Source organism: Pseudomonas sp. LP_7_YM (genome assembly GCF_004364435.1).
GTDB lineage: Bacteria > Pseudomonadota > Gammaproteobacteria > Pseudomonadales > Pseudomonadaceae > Aquipseudomonas.
The window spans coordinates 24,045-39,878 of record NZ_SOCT01000006.1 but is presented as its reverse complement, the minus strand read 5'-3'; the positions used below and the strand labels follow the sequence as shown (position 1 = coordinate 39,878).

Below are 15,834 nucleotides of genomic sequence, written 5' to 3'. Positions count from 1 at the left end.
CGGTCTCCTGGCGACTTCTGCACGTCAGGTCAATACAAACTCCACAGGCTCCAGCAATGGCGGCAGGGGGTGGACGCCCAACGCATCGAGTACATCGCGTTCGACCACCCGCACCAATGCATCCAGAGGCAGGTCGTTTTCATCGTAGCCGAACGGGTCTTCCAGCTCGTTGCCGATGGCGTCCAGGCCGAAGAATGTGTAGCTGACAATGGCCATGAACAAAGGCGTCATCCAGCCCAGTGGTTCTGCCATGGCGAAGGGCAACAGGATGCAGAACAAGTAGATCGTGCGGTGCAGCAACAAGGTGTAAGGGAACGGCAAGGGGGTGTGCTTGATGCGGTCACAGGTGGTCACGACCCGGCTCAGCGCGCTCAAGTGATTCGCCATCAGCGTATAGCGCCACTCGTTGATGTGCCCCGCTTCGCTGGCCTGTGAACACTGCCGACCGATCTGCTGCAGTACCTTGTCGCAGAAGTTGGCGCTGTCCGCCGCCGGCAGATGACTCAGCCAGGGTTGCGCAACTTCCCGCATATCCTGATGACGCAGGGTCGCATTCAGCGCATGAGCAAAGCCGCATAAATCGCGCAAGATACCGGCACGTAGTGCTCCATCCTTGATCACCTGGGTTTCGCGGATGATTGATCGCGTTTCGGTGATCACGTCGCCCCACGCCTTGCGAGCTTCGTACCAGCGGTCGTAGCAGGCGTTGTTGCGAAAGCTCATGAAGATCGACAGTGACAGACCGAGCAAGGTAAACGGCGTCGCGCTGACCTTGGCGAAGTAATCCGGGTGCAGGCTCTCGATCAGCACGATGACTGCCGCCAGCAACGTCACCATCACGGCGCGCAGCGCAATACGTCGGGCAATCGAGCCCTTGAGGGCCAGCAGCACGTTGAGCAGGTTGGGATGAGGCCGAACGATCATGGGTCAGTCCCCGTCCGGGCGAGCATCGCGATCGTTATGCCCGAGATCGCGATCCGGATCTATGCGGTCGCGCACTCGCTGCTTGAGCATTTTAGCGTCGGGGAAACCGCCATCGGCCTTGCGCTCCCAGATCTGCACATCATCGCAGGTGATGCGAAATACCCCGCCGGTTCCCGGAACCAGCGATACCTTGCCCAGATCGTCGCCAAAGGTGCTGAGCAGTTCCTGCGCCAGCCAGGCAGCACGCAGCAACCATTGGCACTGAGTGCAGTAAGTGATGACGATTTCAGCCTTGGCGCTCATCAATCACTCCAGCCCCGCCAGCAGGTCATGAGCGGTCCGTTGCGGGCCGTCATCGGATTCGTCAATCACTTCCTGCAGCAGACGACGGGCCTCCTCGATATTGCCGTCATCGATCAGAACCTGCGCTTCATTGATCTTGCTCAGGGGCTCTTCTTCCCCAAGGTCCATCAGATCGAATTCAGTGTCGTCGTTCATGAAGCTGTCAAGAAAAGCATCATCCAGCAAGTCGCTGCTGCTCTGGGCAACAGCGTCAGGCACTGCTTCATACCGGACCTCGACCTCCGACGTTTCCTCATCCTCGGCAAAGTCGCTGAGGAACTGCTCGTCGGGCATCTCAAAGACTTCCGGCAATTGTGTGAGGTCCGAAGCGAATGCAGGATCTAGCTCGGGCTTGGCATCCGGCGCAGGTTTGCGCGGCGCAGGCGTGCTCTCGAAGGGATCAACCAGATCCCAGTCGGCGTCCATGGACAAGTCATCAAGGTTGAGCTGGAAGTCGTCGCCCGGTGCAGGGTTCAGCGATGCTGCGGCGTTCTGGTCCAACCGGGCAGGGGTTTCTTTGCTGGCCACGGTCTCTACAGCGACCGCTGCGACAACCGCAGCCCCCGCAACAGCCGCAGGGGCTATTGCGGAAGCTAAATCCACGGCTGGCACGGGCGTGACGTTGAGTTTCGGATAGCGTGCGCGGATCTCTTGAAGTTTCCGCGCCTCGACACCCTGGCTCAGCAGCACCTTTTCTTCCTCATCGAACTCGGCGACATCGCCTTGTTCGCCGAGCAATTCGAGGATGCGCATGCGCACGTCGGTGCGTTGCGGCTGGCGCTCCAGCGCCTCGCGCAGGATCGCTTGCGCTTCGGCAAAACGACCGTAAGCGATATAGATGCTGGCGCCGTCCAGAGCGTCCGTCGCCGCACCCGCCAGACGTTGACCGACAGGTGCGGGCACGCTGGCGACAGGCGCCGGCGTTGCGGCCGGATGCGGGGTGACTGCCGGGATTTCGAATACCGGTATGACTGTTGCTGGGGCGGTATGAACCAAGGACTCTAACGCCTCGGGCTCAAGTGCCAATTGATTTTTGATGCGGTTGCGCCGCACCGACCAGACCAGCGCCAGCAGCAGAAGCACCAGCAGCAGCCCGGCCAGAATCGTCGTCCAGGGCAAATCATCGTCTTCAACGGGAGCGGCAGGCGCCGATGCTGGAGCAGGTGCTGGAACTGGCGCTGGGGCAACGGAAGTTACAGCAGACTCGTTCTTGCGGATCGGGGCATTCCCGGGAGCATCTGTCGGGGCCGGCGCAGCGGCGGCGGCATTCATCTCGGCTAACTGCGTCTGGAGTTCGCTGAGCTGCCTGGTCTTGTCCTCGTCGTCTTCGGTCACCTTCTTGACTTGACCCTTCAGGTCCTCGACGGTCTTGGCCAACAGCTGGTTCTCAATGGCCGAGGCAGTCGTTTGTTCGTCAGTGCCCTGCGTCGTGGCGGCTGCGGCGGGTGCAGGTACCGGGGCCAGTGCCTGAACGCTTGGTGCGGACGCTGAAGGCGCTGCGGCAGCGGCCCTGGGTTCGACCGCGCTGTCTGGCAGCAGCAGGCTTTGACCGACTTTCAACTGGCTGCGCTCGCCATTGGGAAAGGCCTGCGGATTGAGCGCCTGAATGCCGCTGATCAACCGAGCGCTGGAGGTCTTGTCGCCGGGCGCCTGTATACGGCGCGCAATGCCAGCCAGGGTATCGCCGGAGGCCACTGTGTAGCGCTTACCCTGTACCGCTTTGGGCGGTGCAACGGGTAGCCGTGACTGATCAGCCTGGCCCTCGGCGTTAGCAGACTGCGCGCGGCTACGGGCTGCAGCCAGTCCGGTCGGCGAATTGGGCGGATCGAGCAACACGGTGTATTCATGCAACTGGTCGCCATTAGGCCGGGCCAACCGCACGACGAAGTCCATGTAGGGCTCGGTCACTGCCTTGCGCGACTCGACATGCACGACGGCCCGGTTACCACGAATGACCGGGGTAAAACGTAGTTCGTTGAGAAAGAACACTCGCTCGACGCCGGCTTTGGCGAACGCGTCGGCAGGCGCCAGCGTGACCACGATTTCTTCAGGGCTCAGACCGCCTGCTTCGATCAGTTCGATGTCAGCGTTGAAAGGCTGACCCAGCGCGGAATGCAAGATGATGTCGCCAAGTCCCAGAGCTGCGGCCATAGCACTGTGCAGCGTGGCCGCCGAGGCAACGGCCAACGCCAGCAACCCTGTACGAAGACCCGACTGAACGCGAAGTGATCCGAAACCGCCGCGCCGACTACCGGCCTGAAAACTCTTCAGCATGCGACCCCTTATGAGGCAGGCTTCCCTGCAAATTCGTTTTGCGGACACCCAGTCCGAGCAAATCATTATGGGTGCAAATAGAACAGGATGTTTCAGCAGGTTCAATGTATTTGTGGCAGGCACCGGGCCATATCGTCAGGATTTTTCCAGATTGCCCAGAATTGTTGAATGCACGCGCAGACACACCCGCAAATCCTCCTCATCAAGGCCCGCGAACAGCTCGTGACGAAGATCTGTGGCGATGGTCTCGATCTTCTCGATCAATGGTCGGGCCGTATCGCTGAGCAGGATTTTCTTCGCCCGCCGGTCTTCAAGGACAGCCTGACGCTGCACCAGCCCATGGTTCTCAAGACTGTCGAGCAAACGGGCCAGAGTCGGGCCTTCGACGCCCACGCTTTTGGCCAGCTCACGCTGAGTCGGCGGCTCTGAAAATCGCGCCAGATGCAGCAGGACCAGCCAGCGAGCCTGGGACAGCCCCAGATCGGCCAGACGGCGATCAAGCTCTGCACGCCAGCCCCGGGACAGATTGGCCAGTTGCATGCCGAAGCGGTGTTCTTCTGTTAATGGCATAAGTAACTCGGTGATTAAAGGCGACTCCTAATTAATAGGCAGCTAATCATGGAGATACTGACGAGGCAAGTACACAGATGGGGTGTTTCGTCGCACAACGGCGTGGTGGACCGGAGTTCGACAGATTTGTCGCGCAATGCCTTACAGCCTTTGAGACTGTGCGCTTGCAACATCGTGATGCAGGGAGCTTGGGTTACACCTCAAACTCCGACTGCAACGCCGCACGTACGCAATACAGCACGCCTTCCGGCACCCGACCGGTGAACATCTGGGCGATGGAGGCCACAGGTGGCAGCTCGCCTTCGCCGTCGAGGAAGGCGTCCTGAATTTCGCTGAGCAAGTCTTCCGGCAGATCGAGCGCCTGATCCAGCGATAACTGCTGCTTGCCGATGGCCTCGGCCAACAGGGTGTAGACGTTTTTCTCCGAGCACTGTAACTGACTGGCAATCTGCATCGGGGTCATGCCGGCGCGGGCAAGGCTGATCAGCTCGTGGCGCAGGTCGGTGACCACCCGCGGCGCAGGTGCCGCGCCGCCAAGCACTTGCAGGAATGCCTCGCCATAACGCTCCAGCTTGCGCGCACCGACGCCGCTGACCCGGCCCATCTCGGCCATGCTGCCAGGCTGGCTTCGGAGCATTTCCAGCAAGGTTGAATCCGGGAAGATGACGTAGGGCGGCACGCCATGTTCTTCCGCCAGCTTGCGCCGCAGGGCGCGCAGGGCTTCCCATTGCTCGCGCTCTTCGCCACGCACCAATTGGCTGGCCGGGCTGCCCGAGGCTTTCGCGGTGGTTTGCGGTTTGAGGTCGCGGCGCAATTGCAGAGTCACTTCGCCGCGCAACAACGGGCGGCAGGTGTCGCTCAGACGCAGGCCGCCATAACCTTCAAGGTCGATGTCAGCCAGACCGCGAGCGACCAGTTGACGAAACAGGGAGCGCCAGTCGCCCTCACTGCGCCCCTTGCCGACGCCAAATACCGCCAGCTTCTGATGGCCGAAACTTTGCACCTTGTCGTTTTCCTTGCCCAGCAATACATCCACCAGATGCCCGACCCCGTAGCGCTGCCCCGTGCGGTAGATCGCAGACAACGCCTGACGCGCGGGTTCGGTAGCATCCCAGGTCTGCACGCCATCGACGCAGTTATCACAATGCCCACAAGGGTTGGGCATGTGTTCGTCGAAATACGCCAGCAGCGACTGACGCCGACAACGGGTTTCTTCACACAACGCGAGCATGGCGTCGAGCTTGTGATGCTCGACGCGTTTATGGCGCTCGTCGCCTTCGGAGTTCTGCAGCATCTGCTTGAGCATCAGCACGTCTTGCAGACCATAGGCCATCCACGCATCGGCTGGCAGACCGTCACGCCCTGCCCGACCGGTTTCCTGATAGTAGGCTTCCAGCGATTTGGGCAGATCCATGTGCGCGACAAAACGCACGTTGGGCTTGTCGATGCCCATGCCGAAGGCGATGGTGGCGACCATGATCAACCCTTCCTCATTGAGGAAGCGGCGCTGATTACCGGAACGGGTCTCGATGGGAAGACCGGCATGGTAAGGCAATGCCGGGTAGCCGTTGTCGCTGAGGAACGCAGCGGTTTCCTCAACTTTCTTGCGTGACAGGCAGTAAACGATCCCGGCGTCGCTGCGGCGTTCGGAGAGAAACGCCAGCAACTGTTTGCGCGGCTGTTCCTTGGGCACGATGCGGTAGAAGATGTTTGGCCGGTCGAAACTGGAGAGGAAACGCTCGGCGTTCTGCAAATGCAAACGGGTAACGATTTCTTCGCGGGTGCGCTTGTCAGCGGTTGCAGTCAAAGCGATACGCGGCACGTCCGGGAACAGCTCGGCAAGCTGCCCCAATTGCAGGTATTCCGGACGGAAATCATGTCCCCATTGTGAAACGCAGTGCGCTTCATCGATGGCGAACAGGGCAATCTTCAGGTTTTGCAGGAACGCCAGCATGCGCGGCTGGACTAATCGCTCCGGCGCCAGATAAAGCATTTTCACTTCCCCCAGCCGAATCCGGTTGGCCAGATCACGCTGCTGTTCGGCACTGAGGGTAGAGTTCAGCGCGGCAGCGGAAACACCGAGCTCTTCGAGGGTTGCGACCTGATCGTCCATCAACGCGATCAAGGGCGAGACCACGACTGCCAGACCATCGCGCAGCAGGCCGGGCACCTGGAAGCACAGGGATTTACCGCCGCCGGTGGGCATCAGCACCAGAGCATCACCGCCACTGGCCACACGCTCGATAATGGCACCCTGGCGACCGCGGAAGCTGTCATAGCCGAAGATGTCTTTAAGTACGCGTTGAGCCTGGTCGAGCATAAGTACCCCGGGTGGTGCCGCAGCAGCGGGTGAAGAATCGCTGTAGAAATTGCAAAACGCGGGAGTATACCGGAGCGCCCCAAGAGATAGGACAGCGGTGACACCAGCGGTCGAAATTAGCAGCAATGCCGATTCTATAAGCCTCGCTGCTGGCGCCGTGAGCCCTCAGGGCCTAGAATTCAGCATCGTTTATTTTCAAGGTAGCCCTTCCATGTCCTTCGCTGAGCAATTAAACCGCCTGCAAGCCTTCCTCGACGCCGATGAGCTGCATGACGAAGCGCTGGACTATGTAGCCGCCCACGGCTACCTGACCGCGCTGTCGATCTGTGCCGAAACGGTGCCTGAGCGCGAATGGATCGACGCCTTGTTCGCCGAGCCTCCGCATTACGCCGACGACGCTCAGCACCAGGAAGTCGAATCCACGCTGATCAAGCTCAAAGAGCACATCGCCCGTCAGCTGGCGTCGGATGAAGAGTTTGAACTGCCTTGCGATCTGGATCTGGGCGATGAGCCAGATGATTCGGAATTGCGTGGCTGGTGCATCGGCTTTATGGAAGGTGTGTTCCTCCGTGAGTCGGCCTGGTTCGAGAACGACGAAGAAGAAGTCAGCGAGATGCTGCTGCCGATCATGGTCGGTTCGGGCCTATTCGATGAGCAACCGGAGTTCGCTGACATCGCTGCGGATGCAAACCTGATGGACGACATGATCGTACAGATTCCCGAAGCGCTGACTGCGCTGTACCTGCTGCTGCAAGCACCGGATGAAAAGCCGGCGATCCTCAAGCCCCGCCACCACTGAGTCGGCGCCTATGGCGCAACGCCGCCCCGCTGATTCAGCATTGCGTACGAGTCGATCCCGGCTCGTACGTTATCTCTTGCAGGGCTTCGGTTGGCTAAGTGTGGCGCTCGGCGTGATCGGGATCTTTGTCCCGGTTTTGCCCACTACTCCTTTTCTTCTATTGGCTGCGGCCTGTTTTGCGCGCAGTTCTCCTCGTTTCTATCACTGGCTGGTCGATCACCCTCGGCTCGGCCCGTGGATGGGTGGGTATCTGGAAGGCGACGCAATTGCGCTCAAGGGCAGGTTACGACGGTCGCGAATGCGGTATATCAGCATCAAAAACGTTAATTACACCGCACTGCTGCCATCTGAACCTCCGGCGCTCCAATAAAACGCTCAGACGCTTTCTACAACCGATGCCCCGGCTCCGGCGCTTAGCGTTCTATTTCCGCTTTTTATCTTCCCGCTCGAACGCCGCTTGCAGCGCATTGTTGATAGTGCGCAGCACTTTCACCCGCGCCCAGCGTTTGTCGTTGGCTTCCACTAACGTCCACGGGGCAATTTCGGTGCTGGTACGGTCGACCATATCACCGACGGCCTCGCGGTATTGCGGCCATTTCTTGCGATTGCGCCAGTCGTCGTCGGTGATCTTGTGACGTTTGAACGGGATCTTCTCCCGCGCCTTGAAACGTTCCAGCTGGGTCTTGTCGTCGATGGCCAACCAAAACTTGACCACCACTACATTCGCATCGGTGAGCTGTTCTTCGAAGTCGTTGATCTCGCTGTAGGCGCGCAACCAGTCAGCCTCGGAGCAGAACCCCTCAACGCGCTCCACCAGCACCCGCCCGTACCACGAGCGGTCGAATACAGTGAACTTGCCACGCGCCGGAATCTGTCGCCAAAAACGCCACAAGTACGGCTGCGCCAGTTCATCCTGACTCGGCGCGGCAATCGGCACGATGTGGTATTGCCTGGGGTCGAGCGCCCCGGCCACGCGTTTGATCGCCCCGCCCTTGCCCGCCGCGTCATTGCCTTCGAATACCGCCACCAACGCATGACGGCGCATGCGCTTATCGCGCATCAAACCGGAAAGCCGAGCCTGCTCGGTAATCAGCTGCTCGTTGTAATCGTCTTTCTCCAACGCAAGCGTCATGTCCAGATTGTCCAGCAGACTCAGTTCATCGGTGTTACTGGGTAAAGGACCGACGTTAACCAGGTTGGCGCTGCCCTCAGGCGTCTTGAGCGCGTTCTGCAAACCTTCGAGCAACAGCCGCCCGACGGTCAGGCTGCGGTAATTGGGGTCGACGCCCTCGATCACATGCCAGGGTGCATAGTCGCGGCTGGTACGGCGTAACACCCGCTCACCGAAGCGTACGAACTTGTCGTAGGTCTGGGATTGCTGCCAGTCCAGCGGGCTGATGCGCCAGCTGTGCAGCGGGTCGTCCTTGAGGGTCTTGAGGCGCAGCTTCATCTGCTTCTTCGACAGGTGGAACCAGAATTTGAAGATCACTGCGCCTTCATCGACGAGCATCTTTTCCAGACGTTCAGCGCTGTTGATTGACTGGTCCAGTACCGGGTCCTTGAACTGCTTGTGCACCCGGCCCTGAATCATCTGGCTGTACCAGTTGCCGAAAAAGATACCTATACGCCCCTTGGGCGGCAGTTGGCGCCAATAGCGCCAGACCGGTGGATGGGCGAGTTCCTCGTCGGTCTGCTGATCGAAGGTGCGCACTTCGATAAAGCGCGGATCCATCCAGTCGTTGAGCAGCTTGACGGTTTCGCCCTTGCCGGCACCCTCGATGCCATTGATCAATACGATGATCTGGCGCTTGCCCTGTTCGTGCAGATCGTACTGGGCGTCAAGCAGGGCTTCGCGCAGGGCCGGAACCTCGGCGTCGTAGGTTTTGTCGTCAATGGTGTGGCCGATTTCAGCGGATTCGAACATGTAGTGCTCCTGTTCCAGATCGCTCAAGACTAGCGGATCGATACGAGCGGTGTGGGTTGTGACAACGAATCCCTGTCATGGATCAATCGTCGTGCAGCAAGCCAACCCGCGCAGTGAGTGCAGTGAGTTAAGATAGCGGCCTTGCCCCTGCCAAAGCGCCCTCCGTAGCCCGACCATGACCACTGTCCAGCACGCCCAACTCGACTGGGACGAAAACGGCAACCCGATCTCCCGGGCATTCGCCGATGTCTACTTTTCCAACGAGTCGGGCCTGGCCGAGACCCGTCACGTATTCCTCACCCAGAACGACCTGCGCGCGCGCGTCACTGCTCTGCCAGCGGACGGTCGTCTGGTCATTGGCGAAACCGGCTTTGGCACCGGGCTCAATTTTCTCTGCGCGTGGCAGTTGTTCGACGCTTGCGCCACACCCGGCGCGCGACTGCAATTCGTCAGCGTCGAGAAGTTTCCCCTCAGCCGTCCCGACCTTGAGCGCGCCTTGAATTTGTGGCCGGAATTGAAAACCTTCGCCGATCAGTTGCTTGATCAATACCTGGCCATTCACCAAGGCTTCCAGCGATTGGCGTTCGACGACGGGCGCGTCACCCTGACCTTGTTGATCGGCGATGCGCTGGAGATGTTGCCGCAGCTGGACGGGCAGATCGACGCGTGGTTTCTCGACGGTTTCGCACCTTCGAAAAATCCGGAAATGTGGACGCCGCAATTGTTTGCCGAACTGGCCAGGCTGGCCGCGCCAGGCTCGACCATCGGCACGTTCACCAGTACCGGCTGGGTCCGCCGTGCCCTGAATGCCGCGGGCTTCAAGATGAAACGTGTGCCGGGCATCGGTCACAAATGGGAGGTGCTCAAGGGCACGTTCATTGGCTGGCCCCAAGACGTGCCTGCGCCCAGCCTTGCAACACCCTGGTTCGCGCGGCCCGACTTGCCGCAAGGCGAACGCAAGGCGCTGGTGATCGGCGCAGGACTGGCTGGCTGCGCCACGGCGCAAAGCCTTGCCGCGCGAGGCTGGCAGGTCAGCCTGCTGGAACGCCATGAGGCCCCCGCCCAGGAAGCGTCGGGCAATCCTCAAGGCGTGCTCTATCTGAAACTGTCGGCCCACGGTACAGCGCTGTCGCAGTTGATCCTCAGTGGTTTCGGGTATACGCGACGTAGGCTGGAGCGCCTCCAGCAGGGTGTCGATTGGGCGGCCTGCGGTGTGCTGCAACTGGCATTCGACGAGAAGGAAGGCGAGCGCCAGACGCACCTGGCACAGGCATTCTCCCCTGAGCTGCTGCATGTTCTGACCAAAGCCGAAGCCCAGGCCAAGGCTGGCGTTGACTTGCCCAGCGGCGGGTTGTTCTATCCCGAGGGCGGCTGGGTGCATCCACCTGCGCTGTGTCGGCAGCAAGCGAATCGGGCAAACATTCGCCTGATGGCACACAACGATGTACTGGAGCTGCGGCGTGAAGGTGACGCTTGGCAAGCGTGGGATGGCGAGCGGCTGCTGGACTCAGCTCCCGTGGTGGTACTGGCGGGCGCGGCGGAAATCAAACGATTCCCGGCCAGTGCAGACTTGCCCCTCAAGCGGATTCGCGGCCAGATCACCCGACTGCGGGAGAACGAGGCCAGCCAGTCGCTGAGCACCGTCGTGTGTGCCGAAGGCTACGTAGCGCCAGCACGCCTGGGTGAACACACACTGGGCGCCAGCTTTGATTTCAACAGCGATGATCTGACGCCGACTGTGGCCGAACACCTTGGCAATCTTGAATTGCTGCGGGAAATCTCGACCGATTTGAGCGAACGCTTGCAGGTCGATGCACTGCCTGTCGAACAGCTGTCAGGGCGCGCCGCATTTCGCTGTACCAGCCCGGATTACCTGCCCATCGTCGGTCCGTTGGCAGACAGGGATGCATTTCTTGAGGCCTATGCAGTCTTGCGAAAGGATGCCCGGCAGGTCCCGCAGTCCGAATGCCCCTGGCTCGATGGACTCTACGTAAACAGCGGGCATGGCTCGCGCGGATTGATTACCGCGCCGTTGTCCGGCGAGTTGATCGCCGCGTGGCTGGATAACGAACCGTTGCCTTTGCCGCGCAGCGTGGCCCAAGCCTGTCATCCGAACCGGTTTGTGTTGCGCAGTCTGATTCGCGGGAAATAACAGCGCCTTGCCAGCAAGTGCACGACACGACGACCAGAGCACGAAGGCGGCATGTCAGTCGATATGTCCCGCCTGCCCAATGCATTCGCCACTGTCGCAAAGCTCCAGAAACTTCGCAGGCCACGCGTGATTCGCAACTACTGCTCTGGTGCAAAGGCGCTTGTCTGCCCCACATCCAACGCAACTTCTTCACCCCCCTGCAGATCCATTGTCCGACTGCTTATATATCCCGGTATTGTGCAACTCGTTCTCCTTTCAGGTGCATGTCGATGCTGCAAGTCCAAGGCGTGTTTAAAAGCTATGCCACAGCCCAAGGTCCGCTGGCGGTATTGCGGGGCGCGGATTTGCAGCTGGGCCAAGGCGAAAGCCTGGCGCTGATGGGTGAATCCGGCAGCGGCAAGAGCACACTGTTACACCTGGTGGCCGGGCTGGACCCTGTCGACAAGGGCAGCATTGAAATTGCAGGCCAGCGCCTGGACCAAATGAACGAAGCGCGGCTGGCAAACTGGCGACGTACTGAAATCGGTCTGGTGTTCCAGCAGTTCAACCTGATCGGCAGCCTCAAAGTCCAAGACAATCTCGCCTTTCAAGCGCGACTGGCCGGGCGTTATCAGCCCCGGTGGCAGGCCGAGCTGGTCGAGCGACTGGGACTGGGCGCATTGCTCAAGCGCTATCCCGAACAGCTCTCCGGTGGCCAGCAGCAACGGGTTGCCATCGGTCGTGCCCTCGCTTCGCGCCCCGGCCTGTTGCTAGCGGACGAACCCACCGGCAATCTCGACGAACACACCAGCGACGAAGTGCTGCAGTTGCTGCTGGACCTGCTTGCCGACAGTCCTACCAGCCTGTTGATGGTGACGCACAGCCCACGGGTAGCGGCGCGCCTGGATCGCCAGGCGGTGCTGCATTTGGGGCGCCTGGCTTCTGAAGGCGTTCGCTGATGCCAGTGTTTTTCTGGACGCTCAAAGCCCTGCTCAGCCATTGGCGGCGTCATCCGGTGCAGTTTTTCAGCGTGCTGACCGGCTTGTGGCTGGCCACCAGCCTGCTCACCGGTGTGCAGGCGCTGAACAGCCAGGCCCGGGAAAGTTACGCCAAAGCCAGCCAGATGATCGGCGGTGAGCCGCAGAAGATTCTTGTCGCGCCCAATGGCGCGAATTACTCGCAAGCGCTGTTCGTCAGCCTGCGTCGGGCCGGTTGGCCGGTGTCGCCCGCCTTGCGTGGCCGGATCACGCTCAAGGGCCTGCCCGATCAACGTCTGACACTGCTGGGCATCGAGCCGATGTCGCTGCCCGCCCAAACGGCACTGGCCGGGCAGACGCTGGATACCGCACAGATCGTCGAGTTTTTCACCCCGCCCGGCAGCACCTGGATCTCCCCACAGACCATGCAGGCATTGGGTCTACACGAAGGTCAGCAGCCCCTGAGCGAAGCCGATCAAGCCCTGCCGCCCCTGCGTGCGCAAACCGATATGGCCCCCGGCCTTTTGCTGGTAGACATCGGCTATGCCCAGCACCTGCTGAACCAGCCCGGGCAGATCTCGCGCATGACTCTGCCGACGGATTTTGCGGAAAATCCGCCCGCCCTGCCCGATGAGATGAAGGGCGAACTGATCATCCGCAAGAGTGGCGAAGACAACGATCTGGGCCGCCTCACTGAAAGCTTTCATTTGAATCTCGACGCGCTGGGGTTTTTATCCTTCGTGGTCGGGCTTTTCATCGTGCATGCGGCGATTGGCCTGGCCCTGGAACAGCGTCGCGGATTACTGCGTAACTTGCGCGCCTGTGGAGTCAGCGCGCGGAGCTTGACCGCCAGTCTGGTGATTGAGCTGGGTGTGCTGGCGCTGTTGGGCGGCGTCGCCGGGGTCATCAGCGGTTACTGGCTGGCAAGCGTGTTGCTGCCGGATGTCGCCGCCAGTTTGCGCGGGCTGTATGGCGCCGAGGTGGCCGGCCATTTGAACCTGAGCATCTGGTGGTGGATGAGCGGCCTGGGCGTCGCCTTGCTGGGTGCCTTTCTCGCGGGTGCCAGCAGCCTGTTGCGCGCGGCACGTCTGCCTTTGCTCGCACTGGGCAATGCCCAGGCCTGGCATGAGACCCACGCGCGCTGGCTCAGGCGTCAAGGCTGGATTGCCGGTATAGGCGCCGTGATCGCCCTGCTGGCTGCCCTGTTCGGCAACAGCCTGACGATGGGTTTCGTGCTGATGGCCAGCCTGTTATTGAGCGCTGCATTGGGCCTGCCGGTATTGCTCAACGCCTTGCTCAACGCCCTGTTGGGCAAGACCCGATCGGTATTGGGCCAATGGTTCCTGGCTGACTGCCGCCAACAGTTGCCTGCCCTGAGCCTGGCGTTGATGGCTTTACTGTTGGCCATGGCGGCGAACATCGGCGCGGGCAGCATGACCTCCGGCTTTCGTCAAACTTTCAACCATTGGCTGGAGCAACGGCTGAGTGCGGAGTTGTACATCAATCCGCAGAATTCCGCCCAAGCGGCGCCATTACAAAAATGGCTGAGCGAGCAACCTCTGACATCCGCTGTTTTGCCCAACTGGCAGGTCTCGTTGCAACTGCACGGCTGGCCCGCCGAGCTGTACGGCATCATCGACAATCCGCACTACCGGCAACACTGGCCGCTGCTCGAGTCGGCTGGTGACGATCCCTGGGGGCAACTGGCCAAAGATAACACGCTGATGCTCAGCGAGCAGTTGGCGCGCAGGCTCAAGGTCGCCGTGGGTGACGAAGTAAAACTGCCTGCGCCGGACGGTGACTGGCGGCTGCGCGTCGTGGGTATCTACGCCGACTATGGCAACCCCAAGGGCCACATGCTGGTTAACGCCGGGCACTTGCTCGAACACTGGCCACAGCTGACGCCCAATCGGTTCAACCTGCGCATCGACCCTCGTGCCATCCCTCAATTGCTGCGGGTGCTGCATAACAAATTCACCATCGACGACAGCCGCATCGTCGACCAGATCCAACTCAAGGCCTGGTCGCAACAGGTGTTTGAACGCACCTTCGCCGCGACCGCCGCGTTGAACAGCCTGACATTGATGGTTGCGGGAGTGGCGCTATTCATCAGCCTGCTGACCCAGAGTCAGAGTCGACTTGGGCAACTGGCGCCACTCTGGGCGTTAGGCGTCACACGACGGCAATTGATGCTGCTCAATCTGGCTCAAACCTGGTTGCTGGCGCTATTGACGCTGGTGTTGGCGATTCCGCTGGGGCTGCTGCTGGCATGGTGCCTGGACGCGGTGATCAACGTTCAGGCGTTCGGCTGGCGTCTGCCGCTGCAGGTGTTCCCAGGCCAGCTGCTGAGGCTGATGTTGCTGGCGATGCTGGCTACCCTGCTGGCTTCAGCCTGGCCTCTTTATCGTCTGTATCGCACCCGACCTGCCGACTTGCTGAGGACGTTCGCCAATGAAAGCTAACGCGCTTGCCCTGCTGATCGTCGCGTTGTCACTGGTCGGTTGCGACAACAAACCTGAGGAGGAGAAGGGTTTCGCTGGCCTTGCTGACGACGCCGCAAGCTACGCTCAAGTGACCCCGGACAGACGTTTTGTATTCCCGGAAGACCACGGGCCCCACGATGATTTCCGCATTGAGTGGTGGTACATCACGGCCAACCTCAAGGACGCCGACGGCCAGTCATTCGGGGTGCAATGGACGCTGTTCCGCAACGCCCTTCCCCGCGCGAAAGTCGCACAAGGCGACGATCAGGGCTGGAGCAATCGAAACCTGTGGATGGGCCACGCGGCTGTCACTTCGGCAGATGAACACTACGCCGCCGAACGCTATGCCCGCGGCGGCGTGGGCCAGGCTGGCGTCACTCTGGCGCCCTTCTCGGCGTGGATCGATGACTGGGCCTTGAGCAGCCGGTCGGCCACCGATGATCCCTTGGCCGATATGCAGTTGCAGGCACGCGGCCCGCAGTTCAACTACCGCCTGCACCTGACCTCGAGCAAGCCTTTGGTGCTGCAGGGCAAGCAGGGTTTCAGTCAGAAATCCGAGCAAGGTCAGGCGTCCTACTACTACAGTCAGCCGTTTTTCGAGGCCGACGGCAGTATCGAGATCGATGGCAAGGCTTACCAGGTGTCCGGTCCCGCATGGCTGGATCGAGAATGGAGCAGCCAGCCGCTGACGAACGATCAGACCGGCTGGGACTGGTTTTCCCTGCACTTGAAAGACGGGACTGACGTCATGCTGTACCGCATGCGCCAGAAGGACGGCGAACCTTACTTGACCGGCACCTGGATCAGCGCCGATGGCAGCACCGGGCTGCTTGCAGCAGGCGACATCGAACTTGAGCCGCAGGACACAACAACCGTTGAAGGCCGCGACATGCCCACGCGATGGTCGGTAAACATTCCGGGCAAGGGCCTGCATCTGACGGTTGAAGCGCTCAACCCGCAAGCCTGGATGAATCTACAGATTCCTTATTGGGAAGGTCCGGTTCAGGTGAGCGGGACCCAGGACGGTGTGGGGTATCTGGAAATGACCGGGTATTGAGCCTCTTGCGCGTAGCCGCCCAAATGTCTGAGA

General features: G+C 60.6%; 11 protein-coding genes and 1 pseudogene. 6 read left to right on the top strand and 6 right to left on the bottom strand.

Features of this window, described 5'->3' with window-relative positions; genetic code table 11:
- Positions 1-24: 24 nt before the first annotated feature.
- From EC915_RS15710 to recQ, 5 genes are all read right to left on the bottom strand, one after another.
- Positions 25-924 (bottom strand): bestrophin family protein, encoded by a 900-nt coding sequence (locus EC915_RS15710; protein ID WP_133751454.1) that lies wholly within the window; start codon positions 922-924, stop codon positions 25-27.
- Between the two features lie 3 nt (positions 925-927).
- Entirely contained in the window at positions 928-1,230 is a 303-nt protein-coding gene (locus tag EC915_RS15705; RefSeq protein ID WP_133751453.1) for a SelT/SelW/SelH family protein, read from the bottom strand.
- On the bottom strand, positions 1,231-3,540 hold the full coding sequence (locus tag EC915_RS15700) for a FimV/HubP family polar landmark protein (protein ID WP_256658748.1): 2,310 nt from the start codon (positions 3,538-3,540) through the stop codon (positions 1,231-1,233).
- Positions 3,541-3,675: 135 nt separating this feature from the next.
- The gene (locus tag EC915_RS15695; protein WP_133751452.1) at positions 3,676-4,110 is read right to left on the bottom strand and encodes a MarR family transcriptional regulator; all 435 of its coding nucleotides are present in this window, start codon (positions 4,108-4,110) and stop codon (positions 3,676-3,678) included.
- Positions 4,111-4,303: 193 nt separating this feature from the next.
- Entirely contained in the window at positions 4,304-6,430 is a 2,127-nt protein-coding gene (gene recQ, locus EC915_RS15690) for a DNA helicase RecQ (RefSeq protein ID WP_133751451.1), read from the bottom strand.
- Between the two features lie 211 nt (positions 6,431-6,641).
- Between recQ and EC915_RS15685 the strand changes: the two genes are divergently transcribed.
- A complete protein-coding gene (locus tag EC915_RS15685; RefSeq protein ID WP_133751450.1) occupies positions 6,642-7,229 on the top strand; it encodes a YecA family protein in 588 nt (195 codons plus the stop codon).
- Positions 7,230-7,239: 10 nt separating this feature from the next.
- Positions 7,240-7,545 (top strand): annotated as a pseudogene (locus EC915_RS15680) (YbaN family protein); the annotation flags it as partial.
- 105 nt (positions 7,546-7,650) lie between these two features.
- Here the strand turns inward: EC915_RS15680 and pap are convergent.
- Complete coding sequence (pap, locus tag EC915_RS15675; RefSeq protein WP_133751448.1) at positions 7,651-9,153, bottom strand: polyphosphate:AMP phosphotransferase; 1,503 nt, start codon at positions 9,151-9,153, stop codon at positions 7,651-7,653.
- Positions 9,154-9,328: 175 nt separating this feature from the next.
- Here pap and mnmC point away from each other — a divergent pair, with 175 nt between their 5' ends.
- The 4 genes from mnmC to EC915_RS15655 all read left to right on the top strand — a co-directional run bounded on the left by mnmC (position 9,329) and on the right by EC915_RS15655 (position 15,801).
- Positions 9,329-11,305, top strand: coding sequence for a bifunctional tRNA (5-methylaminomethyl-2-thiouridine)(34)-methyltransferase MnmD/FAD-dependent 5-carboxymethylaminomethyl-2-thiouridine(34) oxidoreductase MnmC (gene mnmC / locus EC915_RS15670; protein ID WP_133751447.1), 1,977 nt, complete (start codon positions 9,329-9,331; stop codon positions 11,303-11,305).
- A gap of 269 nt (positions 11,306-11,574) precedes the next feature.
- Positions 11,575-12,243 (top strand): ABC transporter ATP-binding protein, encoded by a 669-nt coding sequence (locus EC915_RS15665; protein ID WP_133751446.1) that lies wholly within the window; start codon positions 11,575-11,577, stop codon positions 12,241-12,243.
- On the top strand, positions 12,243-14,723 hold the full coding sequence (locus EC915_RS15660; protein ID WP_133751445.1) for an ABC transporter permease: 2,481 nt from the start codon (positions 12,243-12,245) through the stop codon (positions 14,721-14,723). The genes EC915_RS15665 and EC915_RS15660 overlap by 1 nt, the downstream gene beginning before the upstream one ends.
- Positions 14,713-15,801 (top strand): lipocalin-like domain-containing protein, encoded by a 1,089-nt coding sequence (locus EC915_RS15655; protein WP_133751444.1) that lies wholly within the window; start codon positions 14,713-14,715, stop codon positions 15,799-15,801. The genes EC915_RS15660 and EC915_RS15655 overlap by 11 nt, the downstream gene beginning before the upstream one ends.
- Positions 15,802-15,834: the final 33 nt, after the last annotated feature.